The organism is Streptomyces guryensis, assembly GCF_021261325.1.
In the GTDB taxonomy this organism is placed as follows: Bacteria; Actinomycetota; Actinomycetes; order Streptomycetales; family Streptomycetaceae; genus Streptomyces; species Streptomyces guryensis.
The window spans coordinates 57,868-80,367 of record NZ_JAJSBI010000027.1 but is presented as its reverse complement, the minus strand read 5'-3'; the positions used below and the strand labels follow the sequence as shown (position 1 = coordinate 80,367).

The 22,500-nt window shown below is 69.1% G+C and carries 17 protein-coding genes and 5 pseudogenes; 17 read left to right on the top strand and 5 right to left on the bottom strand.

The window, feature by feature from the left end; all coding sequences use genetic code 11:
* Nucleotides 1–10 precede the first annotated feature (10 nt).
* From LJ657_RS37910 to LJ657_RS37885, 8 genes and pseudogenes are all read left to right on the top strand, one after another.
* Nucleotides 11–682: a Rieske 2Fe-2S domain-containing protein gene (locus tag LJ657_RS37910; protein WP_232653785.1), complete on the top strand. Its 672-nt coding sequence runs from the start codon at nucleotides 11–13 to the stop codon at nucleotides 680–682.
* The gene (locus tag LJ657_RS48365) at nucleotides 679–1,608 is read left to right on the top strand and encodes a M24 family metallopeptidase (protein ID WP_269787395.1); all 930 of its coding nucleotides are present in this window, start codon (nucleotides 679–681) and stop codon (nucleotides 1,606–1,608) included. The genes LJ657_RS37910 and LJ657_RS48365 overlap by 4 nt, the downstream gene beginning before the upstream one ends.
* The gene (locus tag LJ657_RS48360; protein ID WP_308117114.1) at nucleotides 1,509–1,913 is read left to right on the top strand and encodes a M24 family metallopeptidase; all 405 of its coding nucleotides are present in this window, start codon (nucleotides 1,509–1,511) and stop codon (nucleotides 1,911–1,913) included. Before LJ657_RS48365 ends, LJ657_RS48360 begins: the two co-directional genes overlap by 100 nt.
* Before the next feature lie 120 nt (nucleotides 1,914–2,033).
* The gene (locus LJ657_RS37900) at nucleotides 2,034–3,425 is read left to right on the top strand and encodes an aldehyde dehydrogenase family protein (RefSeq protein ID WP_232653929.1); all 1,392 of its coding nucleotides are present in this window, start codon (nucleotides 2,034–2,036) and stop codon (nucleotides 3,423–3,425) included.
* A 269-nt stretch (nucleotides 3,426–3,694) separates the two neighbouring features.
* Nucleotides 3,695–4,162: a DUF6069 family protein gene (locus LJ657_RS37895; protein WP_232653783.1), complete on the top strand. Its 468-nt coding sequence runs from the start codon at nucleotides 3,695–3,697 to the stop codon at nucleotides 4,160–4,162.
* A 146-nt stretch (nucleotides 4,163–4,308) separates the two neighbouring features.
* The gene (locus LJ657_RS37890) at nucleotides 4,309–5,511 is read left to right on the top strand and encodes an MFS transporter (RefSeq protein ID WP_232653780.1); all 1,203 of its coding nucleotides are present in this window, start codon (nucleotides 4,309–4,311) and stop codon (nucleotides 5,509–5,511) included.
* A gap of 940 nt (nucleotides 5,512–6,451) precedes the next feature.
* Nucleotides 6,452–6,658, top strand: a pseudogene (locus LJ657_RS49170) (helix-turn-helix domain-containing protein); the annotation flags it as partial.
* Nucleotides 6,659–6,809: 151 nt separating this feature from the next.
* The gene (locus LJ657_RS37885; RefSeq protein WP_269787406.1) at nucleotides 6,810–7,247 is read left to right on the top strand and encodes an acyl-CoA-like ligand-binding transcription factor; all 438 of its coding nucleotides are present in this window, start codon (nucleotides 6,810–6,812) and stop codon (nucleotides 7,245–7,247) included.
* A gap of 182 nt (nucleotides 7,248–7,429) precedes the next feature.
* Here the strand turns inward: LJ657_RS37885 and LJ657_RS37880 are convergent, their stop codons facing one another.
* From LJ657_RS37880 to LJ657_RS37870, 3 genes and pseudogenes are all read right to left on the bottom strand, one after another.
* Nucleotides 7,430–7,747 (bottom strand): carboxypeptidase-like regulatory domain-containing protein, encoded by a 318-nt coding sequence (locus tag LJ657_RS37880; protein ID WP_308117115.1) that lies wholly within the window; start codon nucleotides 7,745–7,747, stop codon nucleotides 7,430–7,432.
* A 66-nt stretch (nucleotides 7,748–7,813) separates the two neighbouring features.
* Nucleotides 7,814–10,057 (bottom strand): annotated as a pseudogene (locus LJ657_RS37875) (MMPL family transporter); the annotation flags it as partial.
* A 120-nt stretch (nucleotides 10,058–10,177) separates the two neighbouring features.
* Nucleotides 10,178–10,738: pseudogene (locus tag LJ657_RS37870) on the bottom strand (TetR-like C-terminal domain-containing protein).
* Between the two features lie 378 nt (nucleotides 10,739–11,116).
* Between LJ657_RS37870 and LJ657_RS37865 the strand changes: the two are divergent.
* From LJ657_RS37865 to LJ657_RS37830, 8 genes and pseudogenes are all read left to right on the top strand, one after another.
* Nucleotides 11,117–11,611, top strand: coding sequence for a VOC family protein (locus tag LJ657_RS37865; RefSeq protein ID WP_232653775.1), 495 nt, complete (start codon nucleotides 11,117–11,119; stop codon nucleotides 11,609–11,611).
* A gap of 43 nt (nucleotides 11,612–11,654) precedes the next feature.
* Nucleotides 11,655–12,728: pseudogene (locus tag LJ657_RS49530) on the top strand (FAD-dependent monooxygenase); the annotation flags it as partial.
* Between the two features lie 36 nt (nucleotides 12,729–12,764).
* Nucleotides 12,765–13,427 carry a hypothetical protein gene (locus LJ657_RS49525; protein ID WP_505016528.1) on the top strand — a complete coding sequence of 221 codons (663 nt, stop codon included), beginning with the start codon at nucleotides 12,765–12,767 and terminating at the stop codon, nucleotides 13,425–13,427.
* Nucleotides 13,424–14,266 carry a fumarylacetoacetate hydrolase family protein gene (locus LJ657_RS37855; RefSeq protein ID WP_232653771.1) on the top strand — a complete coding sequence of 281 codons (843 nt, stop codon included), beginning with the start codon at nucleotides 13,424–13,426 and terminating at the stop codon, nucleotides 14,264–14,266. The genes LJ657_RS49525 and LJ657_RS37855 overlap by 4 nt, the downstream gene beginning before the upstream one ends.
* Before the next feature lie 44 nt (nucleotides 14,267–14,310).
* Nucleotides 14,311–15,096 carry an IclR family transcriptional regulator gene (locus tag LJ657_RS37850; protein WP_232653769.1) on the top strand — a complete coding sequence of 262 codons (786 nt, stop codon included), beginning with the start codon at nucleotides 14,311–14,313 and terminating at the stop codon, nucleotides 15,094–15,096.
* A gap of 709 nt (nucleotides 15,097–15,805) precedes the next feature.
* A complete protein-coding gene (locus LJ657_RS37845; protein WP_232653767.1) occupies nucleotides 15,806–17,269 on the top strand; it encodes an aldehyde dehydrogenase family protein in 1,464 nt (487 codons plus the stop codon).
* An 82-nt stretch (nucleotides 17,270–17,351) separates the two neighbouring features.
* A pseudogene (locus tag LJ657_RS37835) lies at nucleotides 17,352–18,910 on the top strand (carotenoid oxygenase family protein).
* Nucleotides 18,911–19,202: 292 nt separating this feature from the next.
* A complete protein-coding gene (locus tag LJ657_RS37830; protein WP_232653763.1) occupies nucleotides 19,203–20,042 on the top strand; it encodes a hypothetical protein in 840 nt (279 codons plus the stop codon).
* An 89-nt stretch (nucleotides 20,043–20,131) separates the two neighbouring features.
* On the opposite strand, the gene LJ657_RS37825 is transcribed toward LJ657_RS37830, so the two are convergent.
* Complete coding sequence (locus LJ657_RS37825) at nucleotides 20,132–20,530, bottom strand: VOC family protein (protein WP_232653761.1); 399 nt, start codon at nucleotides 20,528–20,530, stop codon at nucleotides 20,132–20,134.
* A 93-nt stretch (nucleotides 20,531–20,623) separates the two neighbouring features.
* On the opposite strand from LJ657_RS37825, the gene LJ657_RS37820 reads away from it, so the two are divergent.
* The gene (locus tag LJ657_RS37820) at nucleotides 20,624–21,613 is read left to right on the top strand and encodes a helix-turn-helix transcriptional regulator (protein WP_232653759.1); all 990 of its coding nucleotides are present in this window, start codon (nucleotides 20,624–20,626) and stop codon (nucleotides 21,611–21,613) included.
* Between the two features lie 32 nt (nucleotides 21,614–21,645).
* On the opposite strand, the gene LJ657_RS37815 is transcribed toward LJ657_RS37820, so the two are convergent.
* Nucleotides 21,646–22,461, bottom strand: coding sequence for an alpha/beta fold hydrolase (locus LJ657_RS37815; RefSeq protein WP_232653757.1), 816 nt, complete (start codon nucleotides 22,459–22,461; stop codon nucleotides 21,646–21,648).
* Nucleotides 22,462–22,500 lie beyond the last annotated feature (39 nt).

The following is a 22,500-nucleotide window of genomic DNA, read 5'->3' as shown; positions in this document are numbered from 1 at the left end:
GGATCGCTCCATGACCGACCCCTTCGCCAAGCTGACGCAAGTCGGCCCCGGCAGTCCGACCGGAGAGTTCTTCCGCCAGTTCTGGCTGCCGATAGCCCGGTCCTCCGAGTTCGAGGCCGATGGTGCCCCGATCCGCCTGATGGCGCTGGGCGAGCGCCTCGTCGGCTTCCGCGACAGCGGCGGCCGGATGGGCATCTTCGACCACCGCTGTCCGCACCGCTGTGCCTCCCTGTTCTCCGGCCGCATCGATAACGGCGGGCTGCGCTGCTCCTACCACGGCTGGATGTTCGACGTGCAGGGCCGCGTCACCGACATTCCCAGCAGTGCGGGAAGACGCGTGCCCACCCGTGTGCGAGCCAAGGCCTACTCGGTGCGGGAACGCAACGGCGTCGTCTGGATCTACATGGGGTCGCGCGAGACCCCACCACCGCTGCCCGTGATCGGCGTGGTCGCCGACGACGAGGAGCTGGAGATCCAGATGTGGCTGCGCGCAACAACCGGGGACCTCCCGGCCACCCTGGACGACGCCGAGTTCACCCGGGGCCTCATGGCCGGCGGCGGTCACGTCCCCGAGGGCGCCGACTGGTTGCCGTACTACCGGGACGTGGCAGAGGCGGCGGGCGCCGATCCGAGGATCCTGGAGAGCGATCTCGTCGAGGCGACCGAGGGGGTAGGGGCATGACCGCGAAACAGTACCCGGTCCTTCCCTTCGCCGCCCGCGAACTGCGCTGGCAGCGCACGCGTGACTTCATGCGGGACAAGGGCCTCGACTGTCTGCTCGTCTTCGGGCTCAAGGGCCGTGAACGGTACGAGGGTTACCTCGCCAACGAGGTCCTCGACGGCGTCGTCGTCTTCTTCGCCGAACGCGACCCCGTCCACCTCACCTGGACCCACCACCGCTACACCCGCCGCCTGGCCGCGAACATGCGGGATGTGCGCTTCTGGATCGACGATGTACGCGTCGGTCCGTTCGGCCGCGGGGTGGTCCAGGCACTCACCGAAGAGGGACTGACGTCCAGTCGTATCGGTGTGGTCGGAATGACCGGGAGCTCGGCGGGGGAAATGGAGGGCCTCATCACCCACATGATGTGGGACTACGTCCTCAACAACCTGCCCGAGGCCGAATTCGAGGACATGTCCCTCGACTTCGCCCAGACGATGCTGCCCAAGACGCCGCAGGAACTGGAACTGGTCCGCTTCGCCGCCCAGGCGGCCGAGGAAGCCTGCCAGACCATGTTGGAGATGATCCGGCCCGGCGTGCGCGAGGCCGAGATCTACGCGGCAGCCGTGGAGGTCCTCCACCGCAACTCGTGCACCACCACCTACCCCCACGTCATCATGAGTGTCGGCGCGGACGACCCGGGTTGGGCTCCGCCCTACTGGACCTACGCCGGCGGCGCCTCCCGGACAGTTCAGCCCGGCGACCTGGTCCAGGCCGAGATCATGTCCTGCTACGGCGGATTCGAGACACAGGTCCAGATGTCCGTCGCGGTCGAGCCCGTACGAAGGTGCTGCACACGCTCCACGACATCGCCCGTGACTGCTACGACGCCGGCCTCCGGGCCCTGCGTCCGGGAGCCGCCTTCCTCGACGTCGCCCGGGCCATGAGCGAGCCCCTCCTGAAGACCGGCCACTACAACATGACCCCCCTGGTGCACAGTCTCACTCCCGCGGCCTTCGCGGGGCACATCGCGCTGAACGCCGAACAGATCCCCGGCCAGGACAGCCGCCGTGTCTTCCGTACCGTCGAGCCGATCTCCGACCTGGAACTCGTCCCCGGCATGGCGTTCGCTTTCGAACCCAACGCCTGTACGGGACAGCACCGCGTCAACATCGGCGGCACCGTCGTCGTGGGCGAGAACGGACCGGACGAGCTCAACACCGTTCCCTGCCGCATGCACGTCGTGTCCTGACGGAACTCCGACCCCGTTCCGCCCGCGGTACTCGCTGATCTCACCGCCACACTCCTCACCTCCCGACGGCAACGGCCGCCCCACACTCCAGGAGACACCGTGTCCGAGCAAAACCACCCGATGACAGTGGGCGGCAAGGACGTCCACACTGTCGATACCTTCGGGGTGCACAACCCCGCCACCGGCCGGGTGTTCGCCCAGGCGCCCGACTGCTCACCGGCCCAGCTGGACGACGCGGTGCAAGCGGCCGCCGACGCCTTCCCACTCTGGCGTGACGACATGGACGCTCGCCGCAGCGCGCTGCTGGCCGCGGCCGCACGCATCGAGGAGAGCGCCGAGGAACTCGTCACCCTGCTCACACTGGAGCAGGGCAAGCCTCTGGCCGACGCCCGTTTCGAGGTGATGGTGACCGCGATGACCCTGCGGGGCACGGCCGCCCTCGACGTGCCCCGGGAGGTGATCCGGGACGACGAGGAGCGGATCGAGGTGCTGCACCAGCCCATGGGCGTGGTCGCGGCGATCACCCCGTGGAATGTCCCGCTGATCCAGGCCGCGATGAAATTCGCGCCTGCCCTGCTGGCGGGCAACACAGTGGTACTGAAACCGTCTCCTTTCACGCCGCTGTCCTCGCTCGCACTCGGAGTCGTTCTGCGTGACGTGCTGCCGCCGGGCGTGCTGAACGTCATCAGCGGCCGGGACCCGCTGGGTGCACAGCTCGCCGAACACCCCCTGGTCCGCAAGGTGACGTTCACGGGTTCGGTCGCCACCGGAAAGCACGTGGCGGCGTCGGCTGCGCCCGACCTCAAGCGCATCACCCTGGAGCTGGGCGGCAACGACGCGGGCATCCTCCTCGACGACGTCGACCTCGACGCCATGGCCGAGAAGCTGTTCTGGGGCGCGTTCGTCAACTGCGGGCAGATCTGCGCGGCGATGAAACGTCTCTACGTACCACGCGCCCGGTACACCGAGGTGGTCGACGCCCTGGCGGACCGGGCACGGTCGGTCCAAGTGGGTGACGGCATGCTCCCCGGCGTCCAGATGGGCCCGCTCGCCACCGCGCCGCAGTTCGCCAGGGTCCAGGAGCTGGTGTCGGACGCGCTGGCCGGCGGTGCCACCGCGGCCGCCGGAGGCCGGCGCCTGGACGGTGACGGCTACTTCTTCGCGCCGACCATCCTGAGGGATCTCGAGGACGGCGTGCGCGTCGTCGACGAGGAACAGTTCGGGCCCGTTCTGCCGGTGATCCCGTACGACGACGTCGAAGAGGCGGTGGCCCGTGCCAACGGTACGCACTTCGGGCTCGACGGCTCGGTGTGGAGCGCGGACCCGGAGCGGGCCGCGGCGGTGGCGGCCCGGCTGGAATGCGGGACCTCCTGGGTCAACACGCACGGCATGCCGGCACCGGGCGTGTCTTTCAGCGGGCACAAGTGGAGTGGCCTCGGCGTGGCCAACGGACTGGCCGGCCTGCTGTCCTACACCGAGACCAAGGTGCTGCACGTCGTGCGCGGTCGATGAGCACCGGCGTCCGCGTGCATGCCCGATGAGCAGCCGACGTCTGTCAATCCCCTCGAACAATCCCCTCGAAGTGTGGAGCCCTTCCTATGCGGCCAGTCCCACGGTGGGTCCGGCCGAGTTCTCGTTCCCGTAGTCGATCCGGCTCTTGAACCCCCACATGCTCTGTAGGTGGCGGGTGGTGTAGACAGCCGCTTCCGAAAACCGCCTGACGCCCGGGCGGAACACAGGGCCCCAAGCGGCCGACCGCCCGTCACCGAAAGAGTCTTCCCATGTCCACCACGCCTTCCTCCGCCACCCCTGCACCGGCGCGGTCCATACGCTCCGCGCCCAGCCGGACCGCCGTCGCGGGATGGCTGATCGCGGGCACCGTGGCCGCGATCATCGCCGACGCGCTGATCGCCCTGGTCTCCCGGGCGGCCGGAGCCTCCGACGACTTCGAGCCCCTCCAGCCCGGGCCATACGTCACCTTCACTGTCCTGGGCGTCATCATCGGCGCGGTCGGATGGGCGGTGATCCGCCGGTGGTCGGCCCGGCCGCGCGCCCTGCTGTCCTGGCTGGTCCCCGCCGTCGTGGTCATCTCCTTCGTCCCCGACCTGCTGATGCTCGTCAGCGACTACATTCCGCACGCCGATGCCGCCGGGATCGTCGGACTGGTGCTCATGCACGTCGCGGTCGCCGCGGTGGCCGTCGCCGCCTACCACCGCGCCCTGCCCCTGAACGGCACGCCCCGAAGCTGACCCGCATGATTCGACGCCGCCGAATCATGGCCGGCGCGCTCCCGGCATTCGGCAGAAAACATCCGACCGCGAGATCCCCGCAACCGCGGCCCCGGCTCCGTCCCGGGCGCTGGTCCCTTCCTTCCGTTCGCCATCTGGAGGCCGGCATGCCGTCCGACACCGTCACCCTCCCTGTGGGCCGCAGTCTGGTCCCACTCGGACTGTTTCTTCTGGCCATACAGAGTTACCAGCTCGTCGCGTTCCCCAACTTCCTCGATTCCCTTCAGAACGAACCCGGCTGGCACCTGTCGCCCAGCGCTGCGGGGCTGATCGGGAGCACAGCCTTTCTGGGCGTTCTGGCCGGCGTCCACGCCGCAGTGGCGCTGGCGCGGCGCCTCGGGCTCCGGCAGGCGACGCTCGCCGCACTCCTGTGGCTCACGCTCTGGTCCGGGGCTTGCGCACTCGCAACCGCCCCTTGGCAACTGGGACTTCTCAGCATGCTCGCCGGAATCGGCACAGGCGTCGCGTTTCCACTGACCCTGAGTCTCGTCAAGGACTCCGCCACCAGGATCGGGGCCGCGCGTCAGAACGCCGCCCCCAAAGGCAGGCGCGCCCGCGCGGACGCGGCCAGCCGCGCCAGGCGTTCACTCGCAATAGTTCCGCTAGGAATACCCATCGCTGGATTCGTCGCCCAGAACACGGCGGGCGCGCTGCCGGTCGAGAACGCATGGCGTCTGATCACGGCCATGGGAGCGGGCCTGGGAATCATCGCCGTTGCCCTGTGCCTGTGGCTACTGCCGCGCGGCACCGACGTGTCCGTCCTGGCCGGGGGCCAGGACGGACACCGCGAGCCGGGCCGGCGGGTCATCGTGTGGACGGGCGCCCTCGTGATCGGAGCGAACCTGATCGCCTGGTCAGGCCTCACGGGACTCGCCTCCGCCGACCTGCGCTTCAACGCCGCGCTGAGCGCGGGCGCGGTTGTGGCGATCTTCGTCGTGGCGTGCACGGCGATCCATCGGAACGAGAAGTCCACCTCCCGCTCGGAGACCGCCCGGGCCACCATGGCTTTCATCCTGCTCTATCCGCCGGTCACGGTACTGACCGCGGCTGTGGTGCTGAGCCTCCTCGCAGGCCAGCCCCTCTCCTTCGTCATGCCGCTGATAGGTGTGTGGATCGCCGACGGCTACCTTCGGTCGCTGACGCTCTGCGCGGCACCGCGCGTGCTCGATGGCCGTCCCCACCCCGCCCTTCAGGAGCACGTCGGCACCATCGCGGACGCCGGGCACATCACCCCGCTGCCACCACCGTTTCGCCCGGGCCCGAAATGTGACGGCGAGTTGACGACACCACCCCGCCCGAACCTGCCGTAGTCGATTGAGATGCCCCCCGCCGTGCCGCGAGGCCGGAGCGAGACCCGCCTTGTGTGTTCAGCCCACGAGATCCGGCAGCACTGCGGACGCCCGACAAGATTCCGCCCGCCGACCGACCTGTACGACGCTGTCCCGGCCGACCGCCGCCAAAGGCCGGTGTCGCGCATACCTGCCCCAGCACGCCTCGACGGGCATCCACTGACCGCGCGGGAACCCGGCGCTCATCTCGATCTGCCGCTGGCCAACGACCTGGCGGATTCGAGTTTGTCGACACGACCGCGCGGCCCGGAGCACCGTTACGGGCGGCCGATGTCCCGCCATTGTCTTCGGCCCGGACCGCGCGCCCGGGCCGCCGCATAGTCTGCGGCGTCGGCGTCACATCCATCCTCCCCATGCTCGAAGCTGTCTCCTCGGCACCGTGCATCCTGCTCCACGGCAGGCGCTCCGCTTCGGTCGGCCTGTGAGTGCGCGAGTCGGTCCTCCGGGGCGGGTGCACAGCCCCGATACCGGACGCGGGCACACTACGCACATGCAGCTCCCCACCGAAGCCGTAGCCACCGCTGTGTTGCTGGAGGCCACAAGGATCTCCGGACTCCCCACAAAGCGCGGGAGCCCGTATCCCGGCAGGGCAGGCGCCCACTGGATCGGGAGCGAGGCGGCCGCAGTCCTGGCCTTGATCGAGACCACAGGCGCACACCCTCCTGGCCCTCTTACGCGAGGCAGCACCGTAGCCGGTCGACCCCAGTCACTCAACAGGTCGCTCATCCGGTTCAGAGACGAGAACGTACCGATCGTCGTACGGTCCTGATCCCCGCGTTGTTCGCCAGGACGTGGGCATGCCCGAAACGCAACAGGTGAACGAAAAAGGCCGAGCCCGTCGACCAGCAATGCCCGCTACACGAGACGCCGTTGTCCCGGGCGGCAGTCGCATGCTGGGCGAGTGACACCTGACGCTGCACACAAGGAAGCCGCCGCACAGGACGGTGGCGAAGCCGGAATCAAGATCATCGGGCGGGCTGTCGCGGTGCTCCGCGCCCTCGCCGGCGAGCGGGAGGGACTCAGCCTCTCCCAGCTCGCCGTACGCACCGGGCTCCCGCGCTCGACGATTCACCGGCTGGTCTCCGCACTGGAGGTCGAAGGCGTGCTGGTCGCAGCCTCCGCCACAGGTCGCGTCCGCATCGGTCCCGAATTGGTGCGATTGACCGAGGCCGGCCGACCGGAGATTCGCGCCGTGCTCCGGCCGGCGATGGAGCACCTGGCCCAGACCCTGGAGGAAACGGTCGACCTCGCGGTCCTGGCTGGCAGGCTTCGCGGAGTTCGAGCGGTTCCTGGCCGGCATCGTGGCGGCACGCACTGGGGAGCCCCCGGAGGCCCAACCGCCACGCTTGATCACCGCGTTGGCGATGACCGTCCTCCGGATCAGCATGGACAGCTGGGTGGCGGAGAGCCCCCAGGACCAGGAGGACAGCACGACGGCGCAAGCGGAGCGCGTGATGACCTTGCTGCGGACCGTCCTCGGCCCATGGCCCCCACGCGGCCTCTCATCGGTTCGCCCTGCCTCGCCCCTCCACCACGGCCTCCCGTCCGTCTTGGAGCACGTGATGACCGCCTCCTCCCCCACCGCTCGGACAGAGCAGCCCGACTCCTCCGCCCTGCCACAGCGGTTCGGCACGCTGTTCGCCGGCCTGATGGCGACCATGCTGCTGGCCTCACTCGACCGGACAATCGTCCATTGATGCAGCCAGGTGCAGCGGTAAGCCACTTCACCCGGGGACCGGCCCCCGGGTGAAGTGGCTTTTTGACGATCAGCAAGTGGCGTGCGGTGGGGTCACTGCCGGCGGTTCGCCGACGGAGCAGACAACCTGGGGAACGGACCTGACCGTCGCCGGCACATCTCCGCGCACATCGGTGACAACAATCAACGCGCCCTCGGCAGGCCCGCGTCGTCCGGCCCGCTGATCCCGGCAAGCAGCACGTCGTACGCCAGCGGCTCCTCGCCCACCTCCAAGGTGGCGGCCCGCGGTTGATGGCCGTCGGCCGCCGCGGTCAGGAGGTACGTTCCTGAGCCCGGCGTCGGCATCGAGTACCGGCCGTCGGACCGCGTGACGGTCCGCCCGAGCTGACGCCCGGTCAGGGAGATCAGTGTCAGCGTGGCGCCGTCGACGCCCGTGCCCTCCGCGTCGCGCACCTGACCCTCGATGGACGGCCCGCTCGTCGCGGGAACCGGGGCAGGCACGCTCTCGGTGGAGGCGTACGCCGCCGGTGGCTCGGCCTCCGCCGACTTCCGCAGGGCACCGGCGCCCACCAGCACCGGCTGCCGCTCCGACTGCGGGTCCGTGGACGGGGCCTGCGTGTTCCCGCTCCGGTGCTGGTCCTGTGCGCGGAGCCGCTCGCCCTCGACGTCCACATTGGGCAGGGCGCGGTCCAGCCACTTGGGGAGCCACCAGGCGCTCTTTCCGAGCAGCGTGAGGACGGCCGGGACGATGGCCATGCGGACGATGAACGCGTCGAAGAAGACCGCGGACGCCAGCCCGAGGCCCATCATTTTGATCATGGACTCGCTGGAGCTGATGAAGCCGGCGAAGACGGCCATCATGATGATCGCGGCGGCCGTGACCACGCGTGCGCTGTGCTTGAAGCCGGTCACCACCGCCTTCTTGGGCTCCTCACCGTGGACATAGGCCTCACGCATCCGGGTCACGAGGAACACCTCGTAGTCCATCGCCAGGCCGAAGATCACGCCGATCATGAAGATCGGCACCAACGACATGATCGGGCCGGATTCCTCGACACCGAGCAGACCGGCCAGCCAGCCCCACTGGAAGACCGCGACCACGGCGCCCAGTGCCGCCAGCACCGACAGCAGGAACCCGAGGGCCGCCTTCAGCGGGACGAGGATCGAGCGGAAGACCACCATCAGGAGCAGGAACGCGAGGCCGACCACCAGCGCCAGGTAGGGGATCAGCGCGTTGGTCAGCTTCTGCGAGAAGTCGATGTTCATCGCAGTCGTGCCGGTGACCAGCACCCGGGCGTCCGTGTCGGCCTTGATGCGGTCGGCCTTGTCACGGATGGCGTGCACCAGGTCCTCGGTCTGCGTCGAGGACGGCTTGGAGTCCGGGATGACGGTGATCGTCGCCGTGTCGCCGGCCTTGTTGAACAGCGCGGGGGTGACCGTCGCGACGTCCTTCAGGCCCTCGATTTCGTCGGTCACCGTGCCGGCGGCCGCCTTCGGGTCACTGCTTTCCTTCGTGTCGACGACGATCATCAGCGGGCCGTTGAAGCCGGGGCCGAAGCCTTCCGAGAGGAGGTCGTAGGCCTTTCGCTGCGTCGTGGACGCCGGCTTCGTGCTGTCGTCGCCCAGCCCCAGTTGCAGCTGGGTCACCGGGACGGCCATGACCCCCAGGGCGACCACGCCCAGCACCAGGACGGCGGCGGGACGGCGGACGACGAAGCTTCCCCAGCGGGTGCCCATGTTGGGCTTGCCCTCGGTGTTCTGCTGCGCCTTCCTGCCAACGGGCCGCTTGCTCTTCTTGCCTGTCGGCTGGATCCTCCGGCCCACGTAGCCGATCATCGCGGGGATCATCGTGAGGGCGATCAGCACCGCGAGCACGACCGTGCACGCCGCAGCGATACCCATCTTGGTCAGCACCGGGACGTCGACGACCGAGAGGCCGACGAGTGCGATCACGACCGTCAGCCCGGCGAAGACCACTGCCGAGCCCGCCGTACCCGTGGCCCGTCCGACCGCGTCCTCGCATTCGCGGCCCTCGGCCAGTTCACCCCGGTAGCGGGAGAGGATGAACAGGGCGTAGTCGATACCGACGGCGAGGCCGATCATCATGGCCAGGATGGAGGTGGTGTCGCCGAGGTCGAGCGCGTTGGCGAGGGCCGTGATGCCCGCGACTCCGATACCCACCCCGATGAGGGCGGTCAGCAGCGGCAGTCCGGCCGCGACGAGCGAGCCCAGTGTGACGACGAGGACGACCGCGGCGACGGCGACACCGATGACCTCTCCGATCCCGGTCGCGGGCGACTCGTCGAGCACGTCACCGCCGATCTCGACGGTCACCCCGGAGTGCCGGGACTCCGCCACCGTCTCCTCCAGGAAGTCCTTGGTGGAGTCCTTCAGTTCCTTGGCCGGGGCGGTGTACTTCACCTGCGCGTAGGCGATCGTCCCGTCCTTGCTCACCGCGTTGTGCTGGGTGAACGGGTCGGTGACGGAATCGACCTCGGGCCCCTTGCCGAGGTCCTTGACGGTCTGCTCGACGAGGGCCTTGTCGTCGGCGTCCGTCATCTTCTCGCCCGCGGGAGCCTTGAAGACGACGTTCGCGTTCCCTCCGTCGGCGCTCGAGCCAGGCGAACGCTGCGCCAGCAGGTCGTAGGCCTTCTGGGACTCGATGCCGGGGATCGAGAAGGACGATGAGCCTGCGGCGGGCGCGTTGAAGGCCGCGACGCAGGCGGCGGACAGCAGGGCGGCCCAGAACAGGGCGATGTAGTGCCGTCGCCTGAAGGCGAATCGGCCGAGTTTGTACAGGAAGGTAGCCACGGGGCGTGCTCCGGGTCAGTCGTGGATGGTTCAGGGCAACGGGCAGGCCCCGCGACGATGGGGGCCCTCACATGCCCTGGGGGCAGGGGGAGGTTGCGCCAAGTACGGCTGGAGAGCGGCTTACTGCTGGGGACTGGAAGAAGGGGAGAGCCGGACGCCGAGGGCGGGGAAGAGCACGGCGTCGGCATACTCAGCCAGGAACGCCCGCGTCGGCGGGCGATCGTCGATCAGAGTGCGGGCGAAGTAGCCGCCGATGACTACATGCGGCACATAATCCAACGCAGGGTTGTCCGCACGGATCTCGCCTCGGTCGACGGCACGCTGCAACTCCCGGTTGAATGCGGCGCGTTCCGGTTCGATGAGCAGTTCCCGGAACGCCCGCTCGAGGTCAGGGTTGTGGTGTATCTCCATGATCAGGCCGCGCATCAGCGCGGAGTTCTGTTCCATGGCGGAGTCGTCCTCGATGGACAGCGCAGCCAGGAAATCTGCCCGCGGCGATCCGGTGTCGACGCCCCTGACGCTGGCGGGCTTGTTGGACGCATCGCCTTGACGATCAGCTCGGCCTCGCCGCCAACTGCCGGTAGAGCGTCGCCTTGCTGCAGCGGGTGCGTGCGGCCACGACGTCCATGGTGACGAGCCATAGCCGACCTCACGAAGCAGATCGAGCACAGCCGCGTACAGCTAGGCCTCGCGCTCGGGTGTGATCCGGCCGCGACGCGACGTTGCAACCTCGACCATCACACCCTATGAACGAAACCGTTTCGTACGGATCACCGCACGGCCATGACCATACGCCAACCGGCATGACAACGAAACCGTTTCGTACGTTGCATCGCGCGTCCGGGCTTACGCGAGCCATGGCGCCCCTCACGATCGACCGCAGGGCCAAGGCTTCGCCGCTCCGGAGCGGACTCGAACCTCAGCGCCTTGCCGCATCGGGTCCGACATGGGGCGCCCCGCTCTGCCGAGCACGTCCCACAGTCGACGGTTGACGCCTAGCTCAGCATCCACCTATTGTCCTGTAAAACAAAACTCTGATCCTGAAAAAGGAGACAGGCCATGGCGATCACTGGTCTCGGCCACACCGGTTTCTGGGTTCACGACCTCGACGCGATGCGCGACTTCTACACGCGGGTCCTTGGCCTGGCCGTGACCGACGAGGACGAGGAGCTGGGCATCGTCTTCCTTTCCTCCTGCCCTGAGCAGGAGCACCACGAGTTCGTCCTGCAGCGCGGGCGGACCGCCCACGACGGCGCCAAGCTCACACATCAGGTGTCGTGGCGGGTGGACTCCCTGGAGTCGGTCATCGAGTTCCACCACCGGTTCCGCGCCGAGGGCATCGAGGTGCAGCAGGAAGTCACCCACGGCAACGCGATCGGTATCTACTTCTTCGATCCCGAGGGCAACCGCAACGAGGTGTATCTGCGGGTGGAGCGCGACGTGCGGCAGCCGTTCCGCAAGACCCTCGACCTCGACCAGGAGCCTGCCGACGTGATGGCGGACGTGGAGCGGCTGCTGACCGAGGGCGGCCCGGCGTACCAGCCGGTCCAGTAGCCCACCGCACCCTCACACGCAGCCGATCGATGGAGTCCCGCCCATGAGCAACCCCCAGACACCGCATCCGGAACCGCAACGAAGATTCGCTTCGGCCACCTTGGTACAAGCCGACGTACTCGTGGTCGGCGCCGGTCCGACGGGGCTCACGGCCGCCCATTTGCTCGGCTCGTTCGGCATACGCGTCCTGCTCGTCGAGCGCAATCCGACAACGAGCAACGACGCCAAGGCGATCAGTCTCGACGACGAGTCGCTGCGCACGCTACAAGCGGCCGGCATCGACGGAGCGGTGTACCCGATCATCGTGCCCGGCACGGGAACGAAGTACTTCGGCGTCGGTAACCGACCCCTCGTGCACGCCCGCGGCCTCGGCGACCAGCGGTTCGGGCACCCGTTCAAGAACCCCTTCGCCCAACCCGACCTGGAGCGGGTGTTGGTTGAGGAATTGCGCGGCCGCCCCGACGTCGAAACCCGTTTCCGCACACGGCTGTTCTCGCTGGAGCAGCACTGGGACCGGGTACGGGTCGGAGTCGGACCGAGCGATGGCACGGGACCGGTCGAGCACTTCGACGTCTCGTACGTCCTCGGATGCGACGGCGGACGCAGCACCGTCCGGGAACTGCTGTCCATCCCCATGCGGGGGCGCAGCTTTCCCGACGTGTGGCTGGTCGCCGACACAACGGGAGATCCCCACGACCAGCGCTACGGCATGCACCTGGGCGACCCCAGCCGCCCCACGGTCGTCGTGCCGGGCCGCGACGGTCGGTGCCGCTACGAGTTCCTGCTGCACCCCGGGGAGGGCCTGCCCGGCGATCCCCCACCGTTCGAACTGGTGCGCGATCTGTTGCGGCCGTACCGCGAGATCACCCCGGACCAGGTCGAGCGCGCCGTGTCGTACACGTTCCACGCCCTGCTGGCCGACCGCCTGCGCGACGGACGCTGCTTTCTTCTGGGCGACGCCGCCCACATGATGCCGCCGTTCGCGGGCCAGGGACTCAACTCCGGCGTGCGGGACGCGGCCAACCTCTGCTGGAAGCTCGCCGACGTCCTGGCCGGACGGGCGGGAGACACCCTGCTCGACACCTACGACACCGAACGCCGTCCACACGCCCAGGCCGTCATCGACCTCTCCGTCCGGCTCGGCCACATCGTCATGACCACCAGCCGCAGCCGGGCGCGGCTGCGCGATCTGCTGGTGCGTACGGCCATGCACACCCCGCAGGGGCGCCGGTACCTCACCGAGATGCGCTACCGGCCGAACACCCGCGTTCGTTCGGGCGCCGTTGTCCCCTTCGACGGCAAGAACAGGTCGCCGGTGGGCACAGCTCTTCCGCAGCCATGCGTCCTGCACGGTCCGCGCCTTCAGGTCACCCGGCTCGACAATGTGCTCGGCCGTGGCTGGAGCCTGCTGGGCGTGGGCGTCACCGACGCCGACTGGGACACCGCCGTACACGCCGGTCTGCCCGCAGACAAGCGGGTATCCGTCGTCCTCGGCGACCGTTACCCGCGCGACGGCCCGGGGCGCACCGCCGTAGCCGACGCCGACGGCCGACTCCAGGCCCTGTTCGGCGGGCTCAAGGGACACTTCGTGCTGGTACGCCCTGACCGGCTGATCGCGGCCGTGTTCCGACCCGACCGAGCAGAGCGTGTCTCGCACAGCCTGCGTCGCTTCGCGCCCGGTCCAGGGCGCGATGCCCCCGTTCCCTTGTCGGACGTCCCGGCGCAGATCGATCACGAGGCCGTCCTACCGCGGCCCGCACCGACCGCGCACCCCGTCACCAAGAGCGCTTCCAAGACCCAAGGAGGGCCCCGATGAGGCTCAGCACCGTCCGGCTTTACGACGAGCGCGGCACAGCCGCTGCCCGCCAGGAAGGGGACGAGCTCGTTGTGCTGCCCTACTCCGACATCGGCGAACTGCTGTCGAGCGGCGACGACTGGCCTGAACGCGCGGCCGCCGAGGACGGCGATCGCATCTCCCTGTCGACCACGTCCCTCGCTCCCGTCGTCCCTCACCCGAACAAGATCGTGTGTCTGGGCCTCAACTACGCCACACACATCAAGGAGATGGGCCGCGCGACCCCAGCCCATCCGACACTGTTCGCCAAGTACGACGGCTCTCTCGTCGGAGCCTACGACGACGTGCACATCCCGCCGGTGAGCGATGACCTGGACTGGGAGGCTGAGCTCGGTGTGGTGATCGGACACCGCGCGCGTCACGTGTCACCGGACCAGGCGCTGTCGCATGTCGCGGGCTACACCGTCCTCAACGACGTCACCGTCCGGGACTGGCAGCATCGCACCCGTGAGTTCCTGTCCGGCAAGACCTTCGAGGCCACCACCCCGGTGGGACCCTCGCTCGTCACACCGGACGAACTGCCGCGCGGTGCGTCCGGGCTGACGATCAGCTGCCTTGTGGACGGCACCACGATGCAGAAGTCCAACACGGCGGACCTGCTCTTCGACGTCGCCGCGATCATCGCGTACGTCAGCACCATCATCACGCTGCTGCCCGGCGACCTGATCGCCACGGGTACGCCGGGAGGCGTGGGTGCCGGCCGCGATCCCAAGGTCTTTCTCCAGCCGGGGCAGGAACTCGTCACGGTCGTCGAGGGGATCGGCGAACTGCGCAATACAGTGGTCAAGGACCGATTGTGACGCCTGGTGCCCATGGTGCCCCGACACCCGTTACGATGTCTCGCATGTCAGGAGCAGCGTCCACCAGCTATCGCGAGCGTAATTCCACGGCCGACCGGGCCCTGGACATCCTGCTCATGTTCACCGACACCCACCTCGTCGTCTCCGGCACCGCTGTGGCCGAGCGGCTCGGCGTGGCTCGCTCGACCGCGTACCGGTACCTCCAGAGCCTCGTGAGCAGCCGCTTCCTCGAAGAGGCGCCGGGCGGAGGCTTCCGGCTGGGGCTGCGCGTCATGGAGATCGCACGGCTGGCACGCCGCAGCTACGGCCTGTCCGAAGTCGCCCTCCCGGCCATGACGACGCTCGCCGAGGACGTGCGCGAGACGGTCCTGCTCACCAGGCGGACCGGAGAGCTGGTCGTGTGCGTCGACCGGGCCGAAGCGGGGACGGGCGCCGTGCGCATCTCCTACGAGAGAGGCAGCACTCTCCCCCTCAACGCGGGTGCTGCGGCACTCGTCCTGCTGGCCTGGATTCCCGACGACGAAGCCCGACGGCTTCTTGAATCAGCAGACCTGCGCCGTTTCACTCCCGCCACCCTCACGGACGTCGACACTCTCATGCAGCGACTGGCCCACATCCGGCGCGCCGGCTACTCGGTCACCCGCGGCGAACTCGACGCCGACGTGATGGGCATCGCCGCTCCCGTCCGCGACGAGCAGCAGGTGGTGGCAGCGGTGAGCATCGCGGCCTTGGCCTCTCGCGTGTTCCCCGAGGCGGAGGCGGAGCTGGCCGGGAAGGTTCAGGAGACGGCACGGGAGATCAGCGAGCGACTGACAGCCGTCGGGGGCTGACACCCGGGCGGTGCCGAACGAGGCGTACGGACGCTGTGGCGGTTCGGGCTCGAGTGAAGGAACCAACGGGGGTCTTTCCCTCGTTGGCGATGCACACCTTCCCAGGCGTGGCGGCCTCCTGCCTTCGCTGAAGGAAGGGTCCCGCCCATGGCGGATCCGGGGGCCGCCGGCAGCGGTCCCGGTATCCGGCGGTTGTCTCCGGGCCGAGGCGTCGACCGTGGCCACGCCGTCGGAGAGTCCCCGTCCATGCCGCAGTCGCAGGCCGCCATGCCATGGCGCCGGGCACCCTGTCGCCCCTGGCAGGCGTTGAAGAAGTGCGTCGGGGCGAAGCCCCTCGATCCGTGGATCAGCGGATCAGACTGGCCTCTGACCCTCCTTCAGCATTGCGCAATTCGCCACATTCATGCGAATACCGTGCTTGCTGCAAGCTTGCCGCGACCCGGCACTCCTCCAGAACCGACACTGCAGCACCCTGGGCATGCCGGCACGACACCCGTCGTCGGCACCTTCGGCATACCGCTTGACATTCAACAGCAATGTCCTGTTAATCAGGATAGGAGTCCTACTTAACGGGACACTCCAGTATTCCCGAGCGGGCTGAGACCGGGTTCCGACCGAATGACTGGCGCCACCTGGCGCGATGCCTCCGGGACCGAGGGGCGGCGCAGACGGTGCGCCTTCCCATGTCACCTACGCAGAACGGAACACCATGACCCTTCTCGATGCAGCCGACTGGCAGGAGCGGATCTTCTCGGGCGGATGGGTCAAGGGCTCGGGTGAGCCGTACGACTCCACCGAGCCGGCGACGGGAAAGACGCTGGGCCGCATCGGCGCAGCCTCTCCCGCCGATCTGGACCGGGCCGTGGCACACGCGCAGCAGGCCCAACGCGCATGGGCGGCGGTGCCGTACGTGGAGCGTGCGCAGGTGCTGCGGCGCGCCGCGGCCCTGTTCGAGCGGCACCAGGCGGAGATAGCGGAGTGGATCGTGCGCGAGTCGGGCGCCCCGCGGTTGTTCGCGGACACCCAGGCGACTGATGGTGGGGCCGAGGAGTGCTACGAGGCCGCCGCACTCGCTGCGGCTCCCTATGGTGAAGTGCTCCGGTCAGCCCAGGACCGTCTGTCGTTCTCGCGGCGGCGCCCGGTGGGCGTGGTCGGTGTCATCTCCCCGTTCAACGCGCCGATGCTGCTGGCCATGCGTGCGGTGGCCCCGGCGCTGGCCCTGGGCAACGCCGTCGTTCTCAAGCCCGATCCGCGCACCGCGATCTGCGGCGGTGTCACCATCGCGCGGGTCTTCGAGGAGGCAGGGCTTCCCGAGGGCGTCCTGCACGTCCTGCCCGGTGGCGCCGCCGTCGGCGCGGCGCTGGTGGACCACCCGCGCGTGCCCGTCATCGCCTTCACCGGGTCCACCCGGGCGGGGAAGGCCATCGCGGCGGCAGCCGCGCAGCGGCTCAAGCGGGTCCACCTGGAGCTGGGCGGCAACTCGGCGCTGGTCGTCCTGGACGACGCCGACCTCGACAAGGCCGTGTCCGCGGGCGCTTTCGGCTCCTTCTTCAACGCCGGGCAGGTCTGCATGGCCGCCGGCCGTCATCTCGTACACTCCTCGATCGCCGAGGAGTACACAGCCCGTCTCGCCGAGCACGCCGACGCCACACCCGTGGGTGATCCGATGACCGGCACGGTCCTCATGGGCCCCATGATCGACGAGGGTCAGCTGCGGGCCGCCCATGCCGTGGTCTGCGACAGTGTCACCGCGGGAGCACGGCTCGCTGCCGGTGGTACCCATGAAGGCCTGTTCTACCGGCCCACCGTCCTGGCCGACGTCCCGCTCACCGCCCGCGCCTACGCGGAGGAGATCTTCGGCCCTGTCGCGCCCGTAGTGACCTTCCAGGATCTCGACGAGGCCGCCCGGCTGGCCTCCGACAGCGAGTACGGGCTCTCGCTCGGCATCCTGACCCGCGATGTGGCCAAGGGCCTGGCGCTGGCCGACCGCATCCCGACCGGCCTTGTACACATCAACGACCAGACCGTGAACGACGAATCGACCATCCCGTTCGGCGGCGTCGGCGACTCGGGCAACGGCTCCCGCCACGGAGGCGCCGCCGCCAACCTCGAGGCCTTCACCGAGCAGCAGTGGGTCACCGTCCGCCAGGAGATCCCCTGCTACCCGTTCTGACCATGGCCTCCCGGACAAGGCGGCCCGGCAAGGGCCGCTCCCGCTCCCGCAGATCGACTCTCCCACCCCCTGGAGCACTCCGATGACCTCAGTCGCCTCCGGACCGGGCCTGGTCCCACCCGACCCGATGACGATCGCGCCGCGTGCCGTGCTCCGGCCGTCGGTCCCACGGCTCGCACAGGACGCCGCCGGCTGGGCGCACCACAACAAGTTCCTCGACGGCCCCTTCACCCCCTGGACGGAGGAGACCGAGGCCTACGACCTGGAGGTGGACGGGGAGATCCCGGCCGACCTCGCAGGGGCTCTGTTCCGGGTCTCGTCCAACCCCCGCTTCCGGCCTCGCGATCCCGGCCGCTATCACTGGTGGGAGGGCGACGGCATGGTGTGCGGAATCTATCTGCGCGAGGGCCGGGCCGCGTTCCGCACCCGCTGGGTGATGACCGATTCCATGAAGTTCGAGGTCGAGCAGGGCACGGCCGTCTACAGCGGATTCGCCAACGGCGGCACCCCCGGTCCGCTCCCCCAGGGCGCTCCACCCGCGAAGAACGTGGCGAACACCAACGTCGGTGTCTTCGGTGACCACCTGCTCGTCTACTCGAGGGCGGTCTGCCGTACGCGATGCACCCCGAGACCCTGGAGACGTACGGCAGCCACGATTTCCACGGCGGCATCGACGTACTGTGCACCGCCCACTACAAGATCGACCCCGACAGCGGCGACATGCTCTTCTTCGCCGCGACCGGGCCGGTCATCACCTGGTACCGGGCGGACGCGAAGACCGGGCACGTCGTGGAAAGCCACAGCCTCGACATCAAAGTGCCCGTGCTGATGGACGACTTCGCCGTCAGCGACCATTACGCGATCTTCTTCGTGACCCCGGCCCAGGTCCGGCTGGACCACGTCATGCAGGGCAAGCCGGGAGTCGTCTGGGACGAGGCATCGCTCCCGCACGGCGTACAGATCGTGCTCATGGACCGCCGCACCCACACCGCCACCTGGCACGAGGTGGGCGGCCACTGGGCCAACACCCACTTCTACAACGCCTACGAGTGCAATGGGCAGGTCATCGTCGACGGGCACCGCATCACCCGCCTGGGCACTCCTGCCGACCGGCTCGACACCCCCGTCACCTCCCACTCCTGGTTCCCGCCGGCCCTGCCCCACCGCTGGCGCGTCGACCTGGCCACCGGCTCGGCGACGGAGGAGATGACCAGCGGTGTCGCCGGTGAGTTCCCGCGGATCAACGACGCGTACACCGGCCGGGAGCACCGCTACGGCTACTTCGTCACCACGCGCGCGTTGGCCGAGGACACCATGAGCGACGGCCTGGCCAAGCAGGACTTCCTGAGCGACGCCACGACCGTGATCGAGGGTCCCGAGGCGCTGACGAGCCCTGGTGAACCCGTCTTCGTGGCCCGCCAGAACGCCACCTCGGAGGACGATGGTTACCTGCTGACCCTGTGGTGGAACCGCCTCACGGGGCTGTCCGAGCTGCTCGTCCATGACGCCGCCGACCTGCGCCGTACTCCTCTGGCAAGGGTCAAGCTCCCGAGCCGCGTTCCTTTCGGCTTCCATGGCAACTGGGCCGATCACGCAACCCTGGACCGTGCCGTCTCGGCCTCGCGCGGTGGCACTGGCTGAGACTTTCGAAAGCGGCCGGGCAGATCCGTCGCCGGGCGCTCGGCTTCCGGGGAACGGCATGTCCCGGCCACGGTGACGCTCTCGACAACCGGTGTGAAGGAGAGTTGCACGCCCAACATCACGTGTAATCGGGCCGCCCGCCGCGTGCCGTGATCCACACCGTGCCCCCCCTTTTCCGGTGAGCTGCGTCACGGCACTGGAGTTCTGCGTCGGCCCGGGCAACGCCGGTGCGATACGGGGGGATTGAGCGCTGATGGGATCCGCTGGAAGACGTGACGGGCGTGGAGCGGTCGTGGCCGCTGTGCTCTGTGTGGTGGCCGTGCTGCTGCTCGGCGGGTGCGGGACGCAGTTGGCAGGCCGGGGGGCGTCGCCGTCGGCTACGGAGACGATTCCGTGGACCCTTGGGTCGCCCTCGGAGGTGACCGGGGCCCGACTGGCCGACGGCGGTCGTACGCTGCTGCTCGACGCGCAGGTGCCCAGTGGTGCGCCCGCGTGTGTGCGGGATTTCAAGGCGGTGCTCACCGACCCGGTGCAGCAGGACCTCGTGCGGGTCCAGCTCACCTTCTCCTCGCCGTCGGGAGACCGGCGTTCGGGCTGTACCAAGGAGAGTTCTGCCACGGCGCGGGTCCGGCTGCCCGTCCCCTTGGGCAGCCGGAAGGTGGTCGTCGACCACGACGTCCAGTTCACCGCCGAGGGCGCCAGGCCGCCCGCGTTGCGGCTGTGCGGGAAGCTGGGCTGCACGCCGCCGGCGACCGGCTGTACGGACGCCTCCTACGACCAGGCGCTGATGGCGGTCGACGCGCCCGCGCACACGTACCGGGACTCTCAGGAGTGCGACGGCAAGTGGCTGGTGCTGGACTTCTCCTGGCGGACCGGGCCGGCCTGTGGCGACGGATCCGCGCCCGGCTGCTCGTCCCGGCTCGGTGACCGCTGGTTCTTCCGGGCCGAGAAGTCCGGCTGGGTGCCGCTCGTCGAAGGGGCGGCCGGAGGCTGCCGGGTCGTAAAGCGCAGGGCGCCGGCGTTTCCGACCCCGCTGTGCAAAGGCCTGGCTCCGCTTTCTCCCTCACTGCACCCGAGTTATCCGCCCGCGTCCGCCTCTCCGAGCCCGTCCCGCACCCCGAGCCACTCCTAGAGAGCCGCTTCCCTGGAGAGCCGCCTTCCTGGAGAGCCGCCTTCCTGATGTGTGACGGCCCTCTCTGCTGTGCCCTGCTGTGCGTTGCCTCAGCGTGCGAACTTTTCCTTGGCCGCTGGAGTGACAGGGGTGAAGAAGTTGACGAGGTTGCCGTCGGGGTCGCGGAACAGCAGTGACCGGTTGCCCCAGGGCATCGTGGTGGGCTCGTTGACGAACTCGGTGACGAAGCCGGTCAGGTTCTGGTGCACGCGGTCCACGTCGTCGACGAGGAACTCGGTGATCACGCTGTGGTTGTCCGCCGGGCGGGCGGAGCCCGGGGCGAACAGCGGGACGGTGCGGGTGCCGGCGATCGCGAGGGTGGCGCCCGCGGTGGTGAGTTCGGCGAAGTCCTCGGTGGCCCACGTGGCCCGCGCCCCTGTGGCTCGCTCGTAGAAGTCGACGAGGCGTGCGACGTCGCTGGTGATGATGCGGATCGAGACGAAGTGCATGGGAATCTCCTTGGCTGTGCTGCAGGCGTGCACGTCGCAGGCTAGGAGAAATAGAGGACAGAATCGGTCCTGTATTCGCGCTAGGCTGCGGACATGTCTCGACCCACCGGCCGCGTGCTGACACTCCTGGAGCTGCTGCAGTCGGGCGGCACCCGGACGGTGGCCGAACTCGCCGACCGGCTCGGCGTCGAAGGGCGCACCGTGCGGCGGTATGTGGACCAGTTGATCGACCTGGACGTGCCCGTGGAGTCGGTGCGCGGCCGTTACGGCGGGTACCGGCTGGCTCCCGGGTACCGCCTGCCGCCTCTCATGCTCAGCGACGACGAGGCGCTGGCCGTGCTGCTGGGCCTGGTCGCAGGCCGCCGGGCAGGGCTGACGACGGCGGAGCGCACGGCCAACGAGACGGCATCGGCGAAGATCCGGCGGGTGCTGCCCAAGCACATCGCCCGCCGGCTCGACACCCTCCTGGAAGCTCTCGCCTTCACGGATCTGCCCGGCGAGTTGGACCACCCGGACGCCGGACTCCTGCTCACCGTCGCCGATGCGGTGCGCCACCGCCGGCCGGTCTCGATCCGCTACACCGACCGCGACGGACGGCGCAGCGAACGCACACTGCACGCGTACGGGATCGTCGCCCATGCGGGCCGCTGGTACGTGACGGGCAAGGACGCCCGGATCGGCGAGGACCGAACGTTCCGGCTCGATCGCATCGCGGACGCGCGAACCTTGCCCGGCTCATTCGAAGCGCCCGTCGGTCCCGCTCCCGCGCAGCGCGTGTTGTCAGGATTCGCCACGGCCGAGTACCGGCACGAGGTGACCTTGCGGATCCACGGGACAGTTGAGCAGATCCGCGCGCACCTTCCCCTCAGCGTCGCGAGCCTGGCGGAGCTCGAGCCCGCGGCCGGCCAGGACCTGGCGGCCGAGCGCTGGCTGCGTGTCGAACTGCGAGCCGAGCGGCTCGACTGGTTGCCTCCGGTGCTCGCCGCACTCGACCGGCCGTTCGTCATCGAGCGCCCCGCTGAACTCCGCGACCTCGTCATCGCGCTCGCCGATCGCCTCACGTCCTGCGCCCGCCAAGCCTGACCGCGAGGAACCGTTGTCATGAGACGGCACGCCTAGAGAGTTTCGAGGAACTCCAGCAGGATCTCGTCGAAGACCTCCGGCTTCTCCATGTTCAGGTAGTGGGCGGTGTCCTCGACGGTCCGCGCCCGCCCGTCGGGGACAGCGCGCGCGAGGCGTTCAGCCGCGTCCAGCAACTCCGGGGGCTCCAGGGTGCCGTTGACGGCGAGCACCGGGACGTCGATCTTCGGCAGGCGGAACCAGGAGTCGGTCACACGCACAAACCAGTCCTTCTCGCCGGGGGTGTGCTTCGAGATCGAGTTGAAGGCCATCTCCTTCAACCGGCGCGAGATGTCCGGGTCGACGTCGTCGGCGCTGCGGTACGGGCCGGGCACGACCCGCACGAAGACATCGAGCCAGCCGTCGATGTCACCGGCGCCCAGGGTGCGGGCGTACTCGGCCTGGATCTGACGGGTCCAGTCGTCCGTGTACTGGAAGTCGCCCGTCGCCGCGCCGCAGGTGACCACCGCGCGGACGAGCTCCGGGTACTCCAGCACGGTGTCGGTGGCGATCACCCCGCCCATCGAGAGGCCGACGAGGACGGCGGGGCCCGCGTCGAGGTGGCGCAGCAGGCCGGCGAGGTCGTCGGCCCAGCGGAACGGCTCGGTGGCGTTGGCGGAGGATCCGTGGCCGCGTACGTCGGGGGCGATCACGCGGTACCGGGCGGCGAGGGCCGGTATCTGGTCGTTCCAGACGCGGTGGTCGACGTACCCGGAGTGGAGGAGGACGACGAGATCACCGGAGCCGGTGTCGAGGTAGGCGAGGTCACCGTCGGAGGACGGGAAGAGGCGAACGTTCGAAGCACCATTCATGACAACCAAGGTGTCATCTTCGGAGGGTTTTGACAACCC

What these genes read in the sequence shown, in the direction of transcription:
- LJ657_RS37910 (WP_232653785.1), top strand. Translation starts at nt 11, where the DNA reads ATGACCGACCCCTTCGCCAAGCTGACGCAAGTCGGCCCCGGCAGTCCG.
- LJ657_RS48365 (WP_269787395.1), top strand. Translation starts at nt 679, where the DNA reads ATGACCGCGAAACAGTACCCGGTCCTTCCCTTCGCCGCCCGCGAACTG.
- LJ657_RS37900 (WP_232653929.1), top strand. Translation starts at nt 2,034, where the DNA reads ATGACAGTGGGCGGCAAGGACGTCCACACTGTCGATACCTTCGGGGTG.
- LJ657_RS37895 (WP_232653783.1), top strand. Translation starts at nt 3,695, where the DNA reads ATGTCCACCACGCCTTCCTCCGCCACCCCTGCACCGGCGCGGTCCATA.
- LJ657_RS37890 (WP_232653780.1), top strand. Translation starts at nt 4,309, where the DNA reads ATGCCGTCCGACACCGTCACCCTCCCTGTGGGCCGCAGTCTGGTCCCA.
- LJ657_RS37865 (WP_232653775.1), top strand. Translation starts at nt 11,117, where the DNA reads ATGGCGATCACTGGTCTCGGCCACACCGGTTTCTGGGTTCACGACCTC.
- LJ657_RS49525 (WP_505016528.1), top strand. Translation starts at nt 12,765, where the DNA reads ATGACCACCAGCCGCAGCCGGGCGCGGCTGCGCGATCTGCTGGTGCGT.
- LJ657_RS37855 (WP_232653771.1), top strand. Translation starts at nt 13,424, where the DNA reads ATGAGGCTCAGCACCGTCCGGCTTTACGACGAGCGCGGCACAGCCGCT.
- LJ657_RS37850 (WP_232653769.1), top strand. Translation starts at nt 14,311, where the DNA reads ATGTCAGGAGCAGCGTCCACCAGCTATCGCGAGCGTAATTCCACGGCC.
- LJ657_RS37845 (WP_232653767.1), top strand. Translation starts at nt 15,806, where the DNA reads ATGACCCTTCTCGATGCAGCCGACTGGCAGGAGCGGATCTTCTCGGGC.
- LJ657_RS37825 (WP_232653761.1), bottom strand. Translation starts at nt 20,530, where the DNA reads ATGCACTTCGTCTCGATCCGCATCATCACCAGCGACGTCGCACGCCTC.
- LJ657_RS37820 (WP_232653759.1), top strand. Translation starts at nt 20,624, where the DNA reads ATGTCTCGACCCACCGGCCGCGTGCTGACACTCCTGGAGCTGCTGCAG.
- LJ657_RS37815 (WP_232653757.1), bottom strand. Translation starts at nt 22,461, where the DNA reads ATGAATGGTGCTTCGAACGTTCGCCTCTTCCCGTCCTCCGACGGTGAC.